The sequence below is a fragment of the Mesobacillus subterraneus genome (genome assembly GCF_003937825.1).
In the GTDB taxonomy this organism is placed as follows: domain Bacteria; phylum Bacillota; class Bacilli; order Bacillales; family Cytobacillaceae; genus Mesobacillus; species Mesobacillus subterraneus.
Genome location: NZ_RSFW01000010.1, coordinates 280,484 through 296,634 on the forward strand (window position 1 = coordinate 280,484; position 16,151 = coordinate 296,634).

General features: G+C 45.9%; 11 protein-coding genes, 21 tRNA genes and 1 rRNA gene. 3 read left to right on the top strand and 30 right to left on the bottom strand.

Annotated features, from left to right (window positions below):
* Nucleotides 1-267 precede the first annotated feature (267 nt).
* Together EJA10_RS08845 and EJA10_RS08850 are read left to right on the top strand one after the other, a co-directional pair.
* A complete protein-coding gene (locus tag EJA10_RS08845; RefSeq protein WP_125479639.1) occupies nt 268-1,200 on the top strand; it encodes a 1,4-dihydroxy-2-naphthoate polyprenyltransferase in 933 nt (310 codons plus the stop codon).
* 107 nt (nt 1,201-1,307) lie between these two features.
* Nucleotides 1,308-2,075, top strand: coding sequence for a TraR/DksA C4-type zinc finger protein (locus EJA10_RS08850; protein WP_125479640.1), 768 nt, complete (start codon nt 1,308-1,310; stop codon nt 2,073-2,075).
* Between the two features lie 47 nt (nt 2,076-2,122).
* On the opposite strand, the gene EJA10_RS08855 is transcribed toward EJA10_RS08850, so the two are convergent.
* The 3 genes from EJA10_RS08855 to EJA10_RS08865 form a co-directional block, all read right to left on the bottom strand.
* Nucleotides 2,123-2,569 carry a hypothetical protein gene (locus EJA10_RS08855; RefSeq protein WP_125479641.1) on the bottom strand — a complete coding sequence of 149 codons (447 nt, stop codon included), beginning with the start codon at nt 2,567-2,569 and terminating at the stop codon, nt 2,123-2,125.
* A 13-nt stretch (nt 2,570-2,582) separates the two neighbouring features.
* A complete protein-coding gene (locus EJA10_RS08860; RefSeq protein ID WP_125479642.1) occupies nt 2,583-3,026 on the bottom strand; it encodes a DUF2243 domain-containing protein in 444 nt (147 codons plus the stop codon).
* A gap of 103 nt (nt 3,027-3,129) precedes the next feature.
* Nucleotides 3,130-4,062: a cupin domain-containing protein gene (locus tag EJA10_RS08865; RefSeq protein WP_246017727.1), complete on the bottom strand. Its 933-nt coding sequence runs from the start codon at nt 4,060-4,062 to the stop codon at nt 3,130-3,132.
* Nucleotides 4,063-4,177: 115 nt separating this feature from the next.
* On the opposite strand from EJA10_RS08865, the gene EJA10_RS08870 reads away from it, so the two are divergent.
* Nucleotides 4,178-5,053, top strand: a complete 876-nt coding sequence (locus EJA10_RS08870) for an EamA family transporter (RefSeq protein WP_125479643.1) — start codon at nt 4,178-4,180, stop codon at nt 5,051-5,053.
* 56 nt (nt 5,054-5,109) lie between these two features.
* On the opposite strand, the gene EJA10_RS08875 is transcribed toward EJA10_RS08870, so the two are convergent.
* From EJA10_RS08875 to rrf, 27 genes are all read right to left on the bottom strand, one after another.
* Complete coding sequence (locus EJA10_RS08875) at nt 5,110-7,512, bottom strand: glycogen/starch/alpha-glucan phosphorylase (RefSeq protein WP_125479644.1); 2,403 nt, start codon at nt 7,510-7,512, stop codon at nt 5,110-5,112.
* Nucleotides 7,502-8,953 (bottom strand): glycogen synthase GlgA, encoded by a 1,452-nt coding sequence (glgA, locus tag EJA10_RS08880; protein WP_125479645.1) that lies wholly within the window; start codon nt 8,951-8,953, stop codon nt 7,502-7,504. The genes EJA10_RS08875 and glgA overlap by 11 nt, the downstream gene beginning before the upstream one ends.
* The gene (locus tag EJA10_RS08885) at nt 8,950-9,978 is read right to left on the bottom strand and encodes a GlgC family sugar phosphate nucleotidyltransferase (protein ID WP_125479646.1); all 1,029 of its coding nucleotides are present in this window, start codon (nt 9,976-9,978) and stop codon (nt 8,950-8,952) included. Before EJA10_RS08885 ends, glgA begins: the two co-directional genes overlap by 4 nt.
* 22 nt (nt 9,979-10,000) lie before the next feature.
* A complete protein-coding gene (locus EJA10_RS08890) occupies nt 10,001-11,149 on the bottom strand; it encodes a glucose-1-phosphate adenylyltransferase (protein ID WP_125479647.1) in 1,149 nt (382 codons plus the stop codon).
* Entirely contained in the window at nt 11,067-13,025 is a 1,959-nt protein-coding gene (gene glgB, locus EJA10_RS08895) for a 1,4-alpha-glucan branching protein GlgB (protein ID WP_125479648.1), read from the bottom strand. Before glgB ends, EJA10_RS08890 begins: the two co-directional genes overlap by 83 nt.
* Nucleotides 13,026-13,708: 683 nt before the next feature.
* Nucleotides 13,709-13,780 (bottom strand) — tRNA-Glu (locus EJA10_RS08900).
* Between the two features lie 3 nt (nt 13,781-13,783).
* Nucleotides 13,784-13,874, bottom strand: a tRNA-Ser gene (locus tag EJA10_RS08905).
* Between the two features lie 4 nt (nt 13,875-13,878).
* A tRNA-Asn gene (locus tag EJA10_RS08910) sits at nt 13,879-13,953 on the bottom strand.
* Between the two features lie 13 nt (nt 13,954-13,966).
* Nucleotides 13,967-14,040: transfer RNA gene (locus EJA10_RS08915), tRNA-Ile, on the bottom strand.
* Between the two features lie 5 nt (nt 14,041-14,045).
* Nucleotides 14,046-14,119: transfer RNA gene (locus tag EJA10_RS08920), tRNA-Gly, on the bottom strand.
* 13 nt (nt 14,120-14,132) lie between these two features.
* A tRNA-His gene (locus EJA10_RS08925) sits at nt 14,133-14,205 on the bottom strand.
* 35 nt (nt 14,206-14,240) lie between these two features.
* A tRNA-Phe gene (locus EJA10_RS08930) sits at nt 14,241-14,313 on the bottom strand.
* 6 nt (nt 14,314-14,319) lie between these two features.
* Nucleotides 14,320-14,395, bottom strand: a tRNA-Asp gene (locus tag EJA10_RS08935).
* Between the two features lie 41 nt (nt 14,396-14,436).
* Nucleotides 14,437-14,510: transfer RNA gene (locus tag EJA10_RS08940), tRNA-Met, on the bottom strand.
* A gap of 21 nt (nt 14,511-14,531) precedes the next feature.
* Nucleotides 14,532-14,624: transfer RNA gene (locus EJA10_RS08945), tRNA-Ser, on the bottom strand.
* Nucleotides 14,625-14,639: 15 nt separating this feature from the next.
* Nucleotides 14,640-14,716 (bottom strand) — tRNA-Ile (locus EJA10_RS08950).
* Nucleotides 14,717-14,756: 40 nt separating this feature from the next.
* A tRNA-Met gene (locus EJA10_RS08955) sits at nt 14,757-14,833 on the bottom strand.
* A gap of 21 nt (nt 14,834-14,854) precedes the next feature.
* Nucleotides 14,855-14,930: transfer RNA gene (locus EJA10_RS08960), tRNA-Ala, on the bottom strand.
* A 16-nt stretch (nt 14,931-14,946) separates the two neighbouring features.
* A tRNA-Pro gene (locus EJA10_RS08965) sits at nt 14,947-15,023 on the bottom strand.
* A 17-nt stretch (nt 15,024-15,040) separates the two neighbouring features.
* Nucleotides 15,041-15,117 (bottom strand) — tRNA-Arg (locus tag EJA10_RS08970).
* A gap of 28 nt (nt 15,118-15,145) precedes the next feature.
* Nucleotides 15,146-15,234, bottom strand: a tRNA-Leu gene (locus EJA10_RS08975).
* A 9-nt stretch (nt 15,235-15,243) separates the two neighbouring features.
* Nucleotides 15,244-15,318, bottom strand: a tRNA-Gly gene (locus tag EJA10_RS08980).
* Nucleotides 15,319-15,340: 22 nt separating this feature from the next.
* Nucleotides 15,341-15,425, bottom strand: a tRNA-Leu gene (locus EJA10_RS08985).
* A gap of 29 nt (nt 15,426-15,454) precedes the next feature.
* Nucleotides 15,455-15,530, bottom strand: a tRNA-Lys gene (locus EJA10_RS08990).
* A 9-nt stretch (nt 15,531-15,539) separates the two neighbouring features.
* Nucleotides 15,540-15,615: transfer RNA gene (locus EJA10_RS08995), tRNA-Thr, on the bottom strand.
* Nucleotides 15,616-15,643: 28 nt separating this feature from the next.
* A tRNA-Val gene (locus tag EJA10_RS09000) sits at nt 15,644-15,719 on the bottom strand.
* Nucleotides 15,720-15,729: 10 nt separating this feature from the next.
* Nucleotides 15,730-15,845 (bottom strand): 5S ribosomal RNA (rrf, locus tag EJA10_RS09005).
* Nucleotides 15,846-16,151 lie beyond the last annotated feature (306 nt).

The window sequence follows — 16,151 nt, forward strand, 5'->3', positions numbered from 1 at the left end:
CACCTCATGCCTCACGATGTCAATCATACCGGGCTTTTCAAGCCTAGTAATATCCTTATTATATATTTCTCCATTTGGATGAGCATCAAGCTGGAAAATTGCACCTGATCATACGGCAAAATAGTAATTGACAGTGAATATGTGAATATCTACACTAATAATTGTAAGGTAATTTAGCCTAGATATGAAAGGTCTTTTTGACAATTTTGGTTCTTTTAGATAAGATATTAAGGTTTGATATATTGATATAAAGGGAGAGAATTAGATATGCAACCACAGCTACAGCCTAGTTCTTCACCAGCAGTTAATGGCGCAAACTGGCGGGTCTGGTGGCAGCTTACAAGGCCGCATACACTGACTGCAGCCTTTGCACCTGTCCTTCTTGGTACTGCTTTGGCGATAGTCGAAGCGGGCGGGATACACTGGGGATTGTTTCTCGCGATGCTGATTGCAAGCCTGCTGATCCAGGCTGCTACGAATATGTTCAATGAATACTATGATTTTAAACGTGGACTGGATAATGAAAATTCCGTCGGGATCGGAGGCGCGATCGTCCGCCATGGCATCAAGCCGAAAACGGTTCTGAACCTGGCCTTCTCTCTCTATGGAATTTCTGTCCTTCTTGGCGTATATATTTGCATGAGCACCAGCTGGTGGGTCGCCGCTGTTGGCGTTGTTTCCCTTGCGGCCGGTTATCTCTACACTGGCGGTCCCCTGCCGATTGCCTACACGCCTTTTGGTGAAATTGTCGCAGGATTTTTCATGGGTGTATTGATCATCTTGATTTCGTTTTACATCCAGACAGGTACTGTCACAACAATGAGTGTGCTTGTTTCGCTGCCAAGCTTCTTGCTGGTAGGGGCAATTCTGCTGGCAAACAACATCCGGGATCTTGATGGCGACAAAGAGTTTGGCCGCAAAACACTGGCAATCCTTCTTGGCCGTCAGGGAGCCATCAGGCTGCTAGCCGGGATGTTCATCGTGTCTTATGCATGGGTCATCGGCCTGATTATTGGAGGAGTCGTTTCACCATGGCTCGCGATCGTTGCATTAAGTATTCCAAAAGCGGTAAAAGCAACGAAAGGCTTCATCGGGAAATCAAATCCGATCCAGATGATGCCGGCAATGGCAGCAACCGCACAGACCAACACCATCTTCGGTTTGCTGCTATCCATTGGAATCTTCATCGGATTAATCTAATAGCACTTGAGAAGCTTCTGCCTCCGGCGGAAGCTTTTTCTATGTTTCTTAAAATCTTGAGCGGGTATTTAACACGTATGACGAATCAAACTTAAGGATGTGTAGATATGCTGACAAATGACCAGCAAAACAGATTGAAGCAAATGCTTTTAGATGAAAAAGAAATGTTATTTTCTCAAATAGATGGAAACGAACAGGAAGGGTACCTGAATGGTAGTCAGAGTGAAGCGACAGGCGAGCTGTCTTCGTACGATAACCATCCTGCCGACAGCGGCACTGAGCTGTTCGAGCGCACCAAGAACCTTGCGATGGACGAGCATCATGAAGAACAAATAGGCAAGATTGACGATGCCCTAAAGGCAATTGAAGAAGGAAGTTATGGGAAATGTGCTGAGTGCGGAAAAGAAATCCTTTTTGAGCGCCTTGAAGCGATTCCATATACTTTGTATTGTGTCGAACACTCTCCAGAGCAATCCAGGTCAGAAGACCGTCCTGCGGAAGAGGATGTGCTGGAATATACCCATGACACAGACTTTGACCGCCGCGAAAATGAAGAAATGGCAGATGGCCGGAACAGCTTCAAGGACGTCGCTGAATTCGGCACATCAGAAACACCTGCCGATTTTACAGGCGATCACGACGACTACAATAAGCTCTATATTGATAATGAAACGGAAAAAGGGTTCACTGAGGACTATGAAACCTTCAGCGCAACCGACATTGAAGGCGACGACCGTCAAGTGTTCCAGAGTGAAGCCGAAGAAGGCTACGAGGATATGCTCGACGATGCAGGTACTGAGTCGCAACTTGGGGATATCCCGTACAAAGAGGGCGACAGCTATATTGAGGACCGTCAAAAAAAGAAGGATGAATAAAGAACAGCCTCAGTCCGATCAGTATCGGGCTGAGGTTGTTTTTCTTTTTATGGGTTGTCCACAATCACACTTTCCTGGACTGGCAGTCCTTGATAATACAACGCTCCGTGATTGTTGGAATTGAGGGTGACGATGATTTCATTCTTCCCTTTTTTCAAGGAATCAAGATTATAGAATTCTCCATAAAGCCTGTTGACCTTTTTGCCATTCACGTAGATGTGGGCATGCCCCTCGTTAAAGCTTTGGGTGTCCATTCCGGCTTTTTCAGGCGCAAAGGCAAAATTTGTCGTTACTACTTTTAAAAGCCAGCTGCCCGAAAGGTCTTGTGTTACGTTTATGTCCAGGGAAGGAACATTGTATCCATCCGGGATTTCGACAGCATCATGCTGCATGTGGCTGGCAGAGGAGGAATTGTGTTCATTATTGGTTGTAAAGTACATAAAAAACAGGACAAACGGGATGAAAAAAATCAAAAAGCTCCTGAGTCTTTGCATCCTTAAAACCCCCTTAAGCATTTGGCTCGAGCCGCTTGATCATTACCCCAATGATCACAAGCAGGAGGCCAATCGCTAAAAAAGTCAAATCATACATCAAAGGATTATCAGCCATAGGCTTAACACGATGGACCTGCAGAATATGATGGTCGACAATTCCTTCGACGAGATTGAAGGAACCTCCGCCAATAAAAATTCCACCGAGGAAAATTCTCCAGCTGTCACCCAGCTCATTTTTCCTGGCATCCTGAAAAATTTTGACTGCTCCCCAGATGAGCTTGGCAGAAAACAGGGCTGTGAATAAACCATCTGTAAAAATTTCAAGCCTGATATTTGGGCTTAGAATCATGTGATGCCACTGCAGGAGCTGATGAAAGACAATCCCATCAATCGCCCCTACTAAACCCAATCCCAGGATTATGCCGGCGATAAATAAATTCTTATTTTCCTTTTTCAACTAAAACACCCTTTTCAACGTACTATCACGATTTGTGCCCATTCGGGCACGATTTTATACAAAAAAAAGATTGGAGAACCTTAAATTCTCCAACCATCCTGCTTTAACCCTGGTGCTGCTCTTCGGCTGCCAGCGCATCTGCTTTCGTTTCATGCACAGTCCCGAATGGGTGCTCTGGCGGTGCATAAATCACATACACTTTTAATTTCGTATTGCCGGTATTGGTAACATTATGCCATTTCCCCTCAGGAATCATGATGGCAAAATCATCGGAGACCATAGCCTCGAAGTCCAGGTTATCCTTCGTATCCCCCATCTGCACAAGTGCTTCCCCTTCTTCTACCCTGATGAATTGGTCGCCTGTTTCATGGACCTCAAGGCCGATGTCATCGCCGACATCGATGCTCATCACGGTCACCTGCAGTTTGTTCCCTGTCCATAAGGCAGTACGAAAGGTTTCATTTTTGGTTGTTGCGTCCTCAATATTGATGGTTAATGGCTGCTTTCCATAATCGTTTAATTCAATTTCGTCCTGCTGGCGCAAACAACTGAACCTGGTAGCATGCTCAATTTCATCTGCAAACGCACGGAAGAAGACATGGCCAACCGGAAGGTATTGAGTCAGCAGATAACTGTTTCGATATTCATGATAATCTTCTACTTCCGCTTCATAAGCTTTTTTCAAGCCTTCCTGATAGGAGTCGAAACTCACTTGTTCAATCTCATATTGCGGATACTGCCCCGTTAGCGTAACAAACAAATCGGTAAATTGTTTTAAGTGGACTTGCTTATCCTCCATCGCTTGAAAAATTGCCTTCCTGTGCTGCTGATTCGGCGCTGTTCCGGCGAGACGGCTGTAAAAATCGATGGCTGAAGCTTCCCCTTTTATCCCAGCAAGCAGGGCTTCAAGTACTTGCTGATGGCTCTGGCTGTTTCTCGACATATAGCTTGGGCTATATGCAGTCGGTTGAACATAATTTAAATAGGGATTGTTTAAATACACGGTGCTCATTCCCTTCACAGAATTAATCAACATATCATATGCCCAATACCCATGAAAGTGACAGTCACTTAAAATCAAGAATATTCGAGGGGCCTTTTACCAAACTAACTGTAAGAACATGAGCCTCTGGAAGGAATGGAGAAAAAATTTGAGTATCATCTTAGCTTTGCTCGCTGCACTCTTCGCGTCATTTACCGCCATTCTCGCAAAAATCGGAATCAAGGAGGTCGATTCGAACCTTGCCACTGCAGTGAGGACTGTAGTGGTTGTCATCATGGCTTATCTGATGGTCGTTATTACGGGACAGACAGAACAAATCACGACCGTTTCCACAAAATCGCTTATCTTTCTTGTGCTCTCTGGCTTAACCACAGGCCTTTCATGGCTAAGCTTCTTCAAAGCAATCCAGATTGGAGATGTCTCGAAGGTTGTCCCGATTGATAAAGCGAGTGTTGTCTTAACCATTCTCCTCTCCTTCATTATCCTGAGGGAACCAGCGACCATGCCTGTCGTTGCCGGGGGACTAGTCATTTCCATCGGCACCTTTGTTTTAATCGGGCGGGATAAAAAGAAAAAGAAGACTTCCAGGAAAAAGGTTTTCAATACGAATTCTTATATTTTTCTCGCGGTAATGTCTGCGGTTTTCGCGGCTCTGACCAATATCCTGGCTAAAATCGGCATCGAGGATGTCGATCCCAATGTCGCAACTTTCATCAGGACCATCGTGATTATCATTTTCGCGTGGGGAATTGTCCTTTTCCAGGGCACCTTAAAGGAACTGAAGAAAATATCAAGACGCTCCTATCTGTTCCTGTTCCTCTCCGGAGCCGCCACGGGGTTATCCTGGTTGTGCTACTTTGCCGCCCTGGCAATCGGAAAAGTAAGCATCGTCAACCCGATTGACAAGTTCAGCGTCGTGCTGACGATGATCCTAAGCTTCATCATTTTAAAAGAAAAACCAACGAAATCAACCATATCTGGCGCTATTTTGATTACAATCGGGACCGCGCTGTTGATTATTTAGATGGAACCCGTCAACAAAAAAAAAGGCCAAATCATCATCAATTTGGCCTTAAGCTTTTATACCTTTAAAGCTGATTTCACCTTCCAGATCTGATCAGCATATTCCTGAATCGTCCGGTCGCTGGAGAAGTAGCCAGATTTCGCGATATTAACGAGGCTCATCTGCAGCCAGGCGTTACAGTCGAGGTACTTCCGGCTGATTTCCTGGTGGGCCTCTGCGTAGGATGCGAAATCCCTCAAAACAAAGTACTGATCATTGTGACCAAGGAGAGAATCATAGATTTCGTTAAAATGGTTTTCTGTATCCGGGAAGAATCCATTTACCAGCTGGTCTGCGACTTCACGGATCCGCTCATCATGGTGATAGTATTCGAGCGAATGGTAGCCGCCATTATTCTGGTAATCCAGGACTTCCTCGGCGCTCAACCCAAACAAGAAGATATTCTCCCTGCCGACCATCTCGGTGATTTCCACATTGGCGCCGTCAAGTGTGCCAAGCGTCATGGCCCCGTTCATCATGAACTTCATGTTCCCTGTGCCGGATGCTTCCTTGGTTGCCGTTGAGATTTGTTCGCTGATATCCGCTGCAGGAAAAATCTCCTCAGCAAGCGACACTCGATAATTCTCAAGGAAAACCACCTTCAGCTTTTCATTCGTGGCAGGGTCATTGTTGACCTTTTCAGCGACACTGTTAATCAGCTTGATAACCTTTTTAGCAAAATAGTAGCCAGGGGAAGCCTTGGCGCCGAATATGAACGTCCGCGGATAGAGCAGAGCTTCTGAATCCTCTTTCAAAGCATTATAGAGATGCATGATATGAAGGACATTCAGCAGCTGCCGCTTGTAGGCATGAAGCCTTTTTACCTGGACATCGAATATGGAGCCGGTATCGACCTGGATTCCTGTTTTATCAAAAATCCTCTTGGCAAGCCGTTCCTTGTTTCCCTGCTTGATTTCGTGCATTTTTTCAAGGAAAGCTGAGTCGTCCTTAAAGCGCATCAGGTCCTCCAGCCTCTGCGGTGATGCTACCCAGTCCGGTCCGATTCCGTCAGTAATCAATCCGGACAGACCTGGATTCGCTTTCAGCAGCCAGCGGCGATGGGTGATTCCGTTCGTCTTGTTATTGAAGCGCTCCGGATATAATTGATAGAACAGATTCATTTCCCGATTTTTCAGGATCTCAGTGTGAAGCTGCGCTACTCCATTCACGCTGTGGCTGCCAACAATGGCGAGCGGCGCCATCCTCACCTCGCCATGGGCAATGATTGCCATGTTTTCGACACGGCTCCAATCACCAGGATACTGCTCCCAAACCTGTTTGCAGAAGCGCTCATTGATTTCCTCGACAATCATGAAAATGCGCGGCAGCAGCGGCTGGAAGATCCGGATCGGCCATCTTTCCAGAGCCTCTGCCAGCGTTGTGTGATTCGTATAGGAAAGCGTCTGGACCGTGATATTCCATGCATCCTCCCAGCCTAGCCCTTCCTCGTCCATCAGGATCCTCATCAGCTCAGGAACGGCAATCGCCGGGTGGGTGTCATTGATATGGATGCTCACATATTCATGGAATTCTAGCAGACTCTTATTCTTCTTTTTAAAAGACCTCACAATCGCCTTCAAGCTTGCAGAAACAAGGAAGTATTGCTGCTTTAGACGCAATATCTTCCCCTCATCATGCGTATCGTCCGGATACAAAAATTCGGAAACCGATTCGGTATCCTTTTTATATTTAAAAATATCGGCGTTCGCCGGGAATCTCGATGGCTCGGCATTCCACAGCCTTAACGTATTGACCGTCTGTGTCTGATACCCGATAACCGGCAAATCGTAAGGAACAGCCATGATGGTTTCAGCGTTTAAATGCCTGAATACCAGGCGTCCTTTTTCCATCCGGCTCTCAACCTCACCCCAGAAAGGGATTTCAACCGCATCATCCGCCTTGCGAACTTCCCACACATGGCCGTGCCGCAGCCATTGCTCCGGCAGCTCCACTTGATAGCCATCGACAATTTTCTGTTCGAATAGTCCATGCTTATAGCGGATTCCACAGCCATGGCCTGGCAGGTCGAGTGATGCGAGCGAATCAAGGAAACAGGCAGCCAGACGACCAAGTCCTCCATTGCCAAGTCCGGCATCGGCCTCGATTTCTTCCATCTGGTCAAGCTCGATGCCGAGCTCCCTGAGCCCTTCGCAGACTACTTTTTCAACTCCTAAATTGATAAGGTTGTGCCTTAGCAGACGGCCAAGCAGGAATTCGATCGATAAGTAGTAGACCTGCTTCTTGGCCCCTGCCCTGTATAGCTCATTTGTCTTGATCCAATCTGAACTGACGTGCTCCCTGATCATATTCCCGAGAGTCTGGAACTGCTCCCGGCTCGTGCTTTCTTCAAAGCTGGTTCCAAACATCATCTCGAGTTTTTTCAAGAAAGCCGTTTTGAATTGGGGAACACTAGAAAACATGGGATTCACTCCTTGAGATGAGATCGGAATACAATTCATTGTATTGTTTTGCTGAGCGCGCCCAGGTGTAGTCTGTATCCATCGCCTGTTTTGCCAATTTGGCCCACTTCTCTTCCTGACGGTACAACGCGATCGCTCTTTCAATCGTAAAGAGCATGTCATGGGCATTAAAGTTGGCAAAGCTAAAACCATTGCCTTCCCCGTTAAACTCATTGTATGGCTGTACGGTATCCTTCAAACCGCCTGTTTCCCTGACAACAGGTACAGATCCATAGCGCATTGCAATCATCTGGCTGAGCCCGCACGGCTCAAACTTCGATGGCATGAGGAATATATCGGAACCTGAGTACACCTGATGAGCAAGCTTCTCATCGAAACCAATATACACAGCATATTGATCAGGATAACGTGCAGACATATCCCTGAAAAATTGCTCGAACTCCTGATCTCCTGTACCAAGAACCACCAACTGTAATCCGGCCGCCATGATTTCATGGAAGACTCCCCTTACCAGATCCAGTCCCTTCTGTTTCGTCAGCCTGGTGATCATCGCAGCCACAGGTACTCCTTCGTCTTCAGGCAACCCGAAGGAACGCTGGACCTGAAGCTTGTTTTCGACCCTTCTTTCAAATGTCCCTGTGCCAAAATTCGCAGCCAGGCCAGGGTAATTCTCTGGATCATATAAATCATTGTCAATCCCATTAAGGATTCCTGACAAATCCTCGCTTCTATTCCGCAGGATCCCATCCAGCTTTTCACCATAAAACGCGGTCTGAATTTCGTCCTTGTAAGTGGGGCTGACAGTAGTGATGTGGTCTGCTGCAATCAGCGCCGCCTTCATGAAGTTGGCGTTCCCGAAAAATTCGAGTTGCTCTTCATTGAAATATTGACTGTCTATGTGCAGCAAGTCACCCAGAACATCACGAGGGAAGATTCCCTGGAACTGAAGATTATGAATCGTGAACACCGACCGGATCAATCCATAACCAGGCCGCTTATAGTACTCCGTCCTTAGCAGGAAAGGAATCATACCGGTATGCCAGTCATGACAATGAATCACATCTGGGTAAAATTCCATTTCTGCAATAAAATCTAGCACAGCCCTGTTAAAGAACGCGAACCGTTCACCATCATCATAATGCCCGTAAAGGCTATCGCGCTTGAAATAGTACTCATTGTCTACAAAATAGAACGTAACACCTTCATGCTCAAGAGTTTCAATGCCGCAATATTGTGAGCGCCAGCCTAACTGCACATTATACTCTTTCACCTTCTTCATTTCGGAGCGGAATTTTTCAGGAATCAGTCCGTATTTCGGTAAAATGACCCTGACATCTGCACCAAGCTTATTCAATTCCTTTGGTAGTGATCCGGCTACATCCGCCAGTCCGCCTGACTTGATGAACGGAACACATTCCGATACAGCAAATAAAACCTTCACGACTTGCTCCCCACTCCCTGGACCGAACCCTTGCGGATAACAGCCGGTGCGTCTGTTGGCGCTGTAATCACGGTTCCTGCTTCAATTCTTGCATCCTTATCGACAATAACTGAATCCAATAGACAATTCTCCTTAATTTGTGTTTTTTGCATGATGATGCAGTTGCGGATGACGGTACCCTTGCCTATTTTCACACCGCGGGCGATGATGCTGTTCTCGACTGTCCCTTCAATCATTCCGCCATTTGCAACCATTGAATTTCTTACGGATGCGTCAACATCATAACGAGTAGGCGGCTCATCCTTAACCTTTGTTAAGATCGGCCTTTCTTTCGGGAACAGTTCCTTCCAGACTTCGGGCTTCATCAAATCCATGCTGGTCTTGAAATACTTTTCGATCGTATCGACCATTGAGGCATAGCCTTCAAAATTGTAGTAGCACAGATGGAATTGGCTGTCGAGGTCGGTTACAACATCCCTCATATTCGAGTATCCTGTTTCATTGCGTGTCATGATCAAATCCTTCAATAATGTCTTTTTGACAAGGTAAATACCCAATGACTTGCCTGCCTTCTGTACCTCGGTGATATCACAGCCAGACTTCAGATGCCAGTCAAGCAGCGGCTGGAAATCCATGTTGAAAACCGTATAGGAATTCGCAATCAAAGCATACTCCTGGGTACTGCGCTCAAAAAAATCAATATTGTCGGCAAAATGATCCAGCGTACCGATTCCCGTATAATGTTTATCAAGATTAGGCGCAGGGAAGAAAAATAGTCCATCCCTCTTGCGGTTCAAATCCCAGTTCCTGCCCGAACCTAAATGGTCCATCAATGATCTGTATTGAAATTTGGGAAAAATCGCTACGCTCTCGATTCCGGAATTCACCATGTTTGACAGGATAAAATCAATCAGACGATACCGTCCGCCAAACGGGATTGCAGCCACCGACCTGTGGATAGACAGTTCATGCAAATCTTCGTGAACGGTTGTCGCATCTATTACTCCCAATAATCGCTTATTCATTTCTATTCCTCCTGAAGTCGGTTCAATTGGACTGCAATGCTCCGATTGTTTCTTCTGATATTAATGTGATTTCATTGCTGCCCTGGTCCGGCCTGATGATTGTTCCATCTGGCACATAAACACCTGGAGAGACGATCGCTTTTTCAATCACGCAGTTATGGCCGATGACCGCATCTGGCATGATGACCGTTTCCTTGACTACGGCACCTTTTTTAACAGTGACTCCCTGGAAAACAACTGTTTTGGAGACATCACCTTCAATCTTGCAGCCTTCATTAACCAGTGATTCCGAAACATTTCCCTCAGGACAGATATATTGCGGCGGTTGATTCGGGTTCACGGAATAAATACGCCATGATTGGTCGAAAAGGTTCAATTCACAATCCCTGTCCAGAAGGTCCATGTTCGCTTCCCAAAGGCTCTGGACAGTTCCTACGTCCTTCCAATAGCCTTTGAATGGATAAGCGTAAAGCTTCATGTTTTCCTTAATCAATAAAGGAATGATATCCTTGCCAAAATCATGGCTGGAATCTGGGTTCTGGTCATCCCTTATCAGATATTCCCTTAAAACGCTCCATTTAAAAATATAAATTCCCATCGAAGCGAGATTATTTTTCGCTTCCGCTGGTTTCTCCTCAAATTCGGTAATTCTCAGAGAATCATCCGTATTCATGATGCCAAAACGATTGGTTTCTTCCCACGGAACCTGAATGACTGAAATCGTCACGTCCGCTCCTTTTTCAATATGGTATTCAAGCATTAATTCGTAATTCATTTTGTAAATATGGTCGCCTGAGAGAATCAATACATATTCCGGGTCATACTGATAAAGGTAGTTAAGGTTTTGGAAAATTGCACTTGCAGTCCCTGAATACCATTTAACCTCCGAAGTCTCAGCGTATGGAGGGAGCACAGTCACTCCGCCATCCTTTCGGTCCAGATCCCAGGCACTGCCGATGCCAATATAGGAATTCAGCAACAGCGGCTGGTACTGAGTCAATACGCCAACTGTATGGATGCCTGAATTCGTACAGTTGCTCAATGGGAAGTCAATAATTCGGTATTTGCCCCCAAAAGGGACAGCAGGCTTAGCGAGATTCTTTGTCAGTGAGTGCAGGCGGCTTCCTTTTCCTCCTGCCAACAGCATTGCTACGCATTTCTTCTTTTGCATGATTGTTTCTCCCCTTTCTCTTGATAACAGGACGTAAAATTGAAATTCCGAATGGAGAAATATTCATCTCTATAGAATATGGCCTTCCATGGAAGGCTATTTCCTTAGCTTTGATCACTTTTTTATTCATCACGCCCGACCCGCCAAAACCCTGGGCATCGCTGTTCAAAATTTCCCGATATTCTCCTGCCCTCGGTACACCGATTCGATAATCACTGTAGGCATGCTCGGTGAAATTGCATATAATCACAAGGATTTCCTCAGGATTCTTCCCTTTACGGATAAAGGAAAAAATCGACTGCTCGCGGTTATCTGCATCAATCCATTCAAATCCTTCATAGCCATGATCGATTTCGTAAAGAGGCTTCGAGCGCTTATACAGCTTGAGCAATTCCTTTGTATAAAGGTTCATTTTTTCATGCATCTCATAATCAAAAAGATTCCAATCGAGCTGCTCTTTATCCTTCCATTCAGAGAACTGGCCAAATTCAGTTCCCATGAATGTCAGCTTCTTGCCAGGGTGGGCAACCATGAAACCAAGCAGCAGCCTGAGCTGTGCGAACTTTTGCCAATAATCGCCCGGCATCTTATCAAGAAGCGATTTCTTCCCGTGAACAACCTCATCATGTGAAAACGGCAGGACAAAGTTTTCCGAAAAAGCGTACAGCAGGGAAAACGTAACTTTATCATGTATATGCTTCCTCTTATGGGATTCTTCCTCCATATACTTCAAAGTGTCATTCATCCAACCCATATTCCATTTGTACGTAAAACCAAGTCCTCCATACTCGACTGGGGCTGTTACCTGCGGCCAGTCAGTTGAGTCCTCCGCAATCATCAGCGCAGCAGGTTCATACTCCCTGACTGCTTTGTTCAGCTTCTTTAAAAAGTCAACGCCATACTGGTTTGCTGCCTGGACTGAATTGGGCCAGTAAATGATATTAGCGACCGCATCCACCCTGAATCCATCGATATGATATTTTTCAAGCCAGAAAAGCGCACTCGAAATCAGGAAGCTCTGGACCTCCGTTTTTCCTAAGTCGAAATTGGCTGTTCCCCAAACATGGTTTTCACGATCATTCTCTCGCTGGTACTCAAACACATAGCTGCCATCAAACTGATAGAGGCCATGAGCATCCTTGCAAAAATGGCCAGGAATCCAATCAAGGATGACCCCGATGCCATTTTGGTGGCATAAATCAACGAAATACATGAAATCATGTGGTGTTCCATATCGGCTCGTAACGGAAAAATAACCAGTGGATTGATAGCCCCATGAAATGTCGAGCGGGTGTTCAGTTAAGGGCAGCAATTCAATATGTGTATATCCATGTGAAAGGACATAAGGAATGAGCTCATCCGCAAGCTCACGATATGTAAGGAACGAACCATCATCGTGCTTTTTCCAGGACCCAACATGCAGTTCATAAATGAACATAGGCTCACCAAGACTGCTTTTTCTCTCGCGCTTCTGCAACCATTTCTGGTCATTCCAATTGTATCCGTCCAATGAATAGACAATTGAAGCCGTGTTGGGCCTTAATTCCGAGAAGAAAGCAAACGGATCAGCTTTGAGCTTCCGCTCACCGGAAGCAGTAAAAATCTCATATTTATAAAGGGTACCGGACATATCACCCTCAAGAGCGAGCTGCCATACCCCCTCCTGATTGACTTTATGAAACTCATACCCAAGCCCATCCCATTGATTAAAATCTCCTGCAAGCCTCACCTGAGCCGCTTTCGGCGCCCACACACAAAATCGAGTATATGTTTCTTTTCCATTATTCATGACATGTGCACCAAATAAATTGTGGCTCTCGAACAGATTTCCTTCATGGAATAGATGCAATTCAAACTCTGTTGGGTTGATCACCAAGACCTTCCACCTGCCTTTATTAAACTAAGAAACTCCCTTTTTCAGTAGTATTCTAGTTACCAGCCGGAAATCCTTGTAAACATTTTTTTAATATTTCGACAGTATCTCTTAATAAAAATCTGTTTTCGACAAACAAGCTAAAATGGTAGCGCTTCAATGTACTAAAATTTCCAATTACGCGGTTTTTGTAGAACGAAAGTTGAAAAATGAATAATGATTTAAACAGGAGACGAGTTGATTTTACTAGGAGTTTTGGACGTAGAAAGGATAAAATTACTTTCGTAATGATAACGTTTTCATAATTGGGTATTGAAAACATCTGTTTTGGAAGATGACCTTTGCAGTAAGTTTTGGGCAATGTAAAAACACGATTTTAAAAAGCAAATAACAGTTCTCATTAGTATGGTCCTAACAAATTTGCAGAAATCTTTCAGGGTGAAACGGGGGTTTAGCTGCTTTGTAACAAATAGTAATTGGGAAACTATGCAGATTATTGAACATCCTTTCCAAGATTCTCTTTAGAGGACGAGTAATTTTTCGCATAATCACGATTATTTTAATGAATAATACATAGAACAATTTCAATCCTTAGCAAACAATCAAGGTATAGTCAAATACCATTAAAGGATAGTGGAGACAAAGAAAAAAAGCTGTCAGCAAGTAAATGCTAACAGCTTTCCTTATGACCCCTACGGGATTCGAACCCGTGTTACCGCCGTGAAAGGGCGGTGTCTTAACCGCTTGACCAAGGGGCCTTATGGCGGAGAAGGAGGGATTTGAACCCTCGCGCCGGTTACCCGACCTACACCCTTAGCAGGGGCGCCTCTTCAGCCTCTTGAGTACTTCCCCATAATGGCTCCGCAGGTAGGATTCGAACCTACGACCGCTCGGTTAACAGCCGAGTGCTCTACCACTGAGCTACTGCGGAATAATACAAAAAATGGGCCTAAGTGGACTCGAACCACCGACCTCACGCTTATCAGGCGTGCGCTCTAACCAGCTGAGCTATAGGCCCATATATGGAGCGGGTGATGGGAATCGAACCCACTACATCAGCTTGGAAGGCTGAGGTTTTACCAGTAAACTACACCCGCATATTAAGAAAGGGGCGACTGATGGGAATCGAACCCACGAATGTCGGAACCACAATCCGATGCGTTAACCACTTCGCCACAATCGCCATATTTTCAGTTTCTTCATTTAAATTAAATAAGGTGGCTCAGGACGGAATCGAACCGCCGACACAAGGATTTTCAGTCCTTTGCTCTACCGACTGAGCTACTGAGCCACAAAATGGCGGTCCCGACCGGGATCGAACCGGCGATCTCCTGCGTGACAGGCAGGCATGTTAACCGCTACACCACGGGACCAGGATCTTTTCAAGTACAGTACTTGAAAAGATTTAATTTGATTGCGGGGGCAGGATTTGAACCTGCGACCTTCGGGTTATGAGCCCGACGAGCTACCGGGCTGCTCCACCCCGCGACGATATTACTAATAAAATTATGGAGGAGGTAGAGGGATTCGAACCCCCGCGCGGTGTTACCCGCCTGTCGGTTTTCAAGACCGATCCCTTCAGCCAGACTTGGGTATACCTCCGTATTAAATAAGCAATGGTGGACCTTGTAGGACTCGAACCTACGACCGGACGGTTATGAGCCGTCTGCTCTAACCAGCTGAGCTAAAGGTCCAGGAAATCCTAGATTGAATAGGTTCAACCAGATTAAAATTTGGTAGCGGCGGAGGGGATCGAACCCCCGACCTTACGGGTATGAACCGTACGCTCTAGCCAGCTGAGCTACACCGCCAAATTGTTTATTAAAGTTATATGGTGGAGCCTAGCGGGATCGAACCGCTGACCTCCTGCGTGCAAGGCAGGCGCTCTCCCAGCTGAGCTAAGGCCCCATATAATTTAGTAGCATGGTCGGGAAGACAGGATTCGAACCTGCGACCCCTTGGTCCCAAACCAAGTGCTCTACCAAGCTGAGCTACTCCCCGATAAAGAGAAAATATAATGGCGCGCCCGAAAGGAGTCGAACCCATAACCTTCTGATCCGTAGTCAGACGCTCTATCCAATTGAGCTACGGGCGCATATATAAATTTTAATCAGCTAACTTGGTGGTGCCGAGGACCGGAATCGAACCGGTACGGTAGTCACCTACCGCAGGATTTTAAGTCCTGTGCGTCTGCCAGTTCCGCCACCCCGGCTTAAGAACTTGGAGCGGAAGACGGGATTCGAACCCGCGACCCCAACCTTGGCAAGGTTGTATTCTACCACTGAACTACTTCCGCAAACTTTTAAGTTTTTAAATAATGGTGCGGGTGAAGGGAGTCGAACCCCCACGCCTTGCGGCGCCAGATCCTAAGTCTGGTGCGTCTGCCAATTCCGCCACACCCGCATATTCATATCATTTCACTTGTGTGAAAATGGTGAGCCATGAAGGACTCGAACCTTCGACCCTCTGATTAAAAGTCAGATGCTCTACCGACTGAGCTAATGGCTCGTACAAAAGTGGTGCCGGCGAGAGGACTTGAACCCCCAACCTACTGATTACAAGTCAGTTGCTCTACCAATTGAGCTACACCGGCATTCAATAAGATTATTTTATAAGATTAATGGTGGAGGATGACGGGATCGAACCGCCGACCCTCTGCTTGTAAGGCAGATGCTCTCCCAGCTGAGCTAATCCTCCATTTGAAACTGCCCGGCGACGTCCTACTCTCACAGGGGGAAACCCCCAACTACCATCGGCGCAGAGAAGCTTAACTTCCGTGTTCGGTATGGGAACGGGTGTGACCTTCTCGCCATCGTCACCAGACATTTTTTTGAAGACAATATCTATTATACTGTCTTTTATTCATTTTGCAAGAGAATTTTTAGGAAAGTTATTTTACTTTCGCAAAAAACTTTATTCCCTCAAAACTAGATAATGTGTAAGAAGAATTCAATGAAGAACGAATGATCAATTGTCCAGTTTCGGCTCCTAGCCTCTCGAGGTCGCTTCGGTCCATCCGCTGAAGTCAAAGAACGACTTCAACTGCTGGCCCTCCAGCGCTTGTCGAGGCTGTACAGTCGCCTACACTTTTCGTTTTTTGGTTAAGTCCTCGAACGATTAGTATCAGTC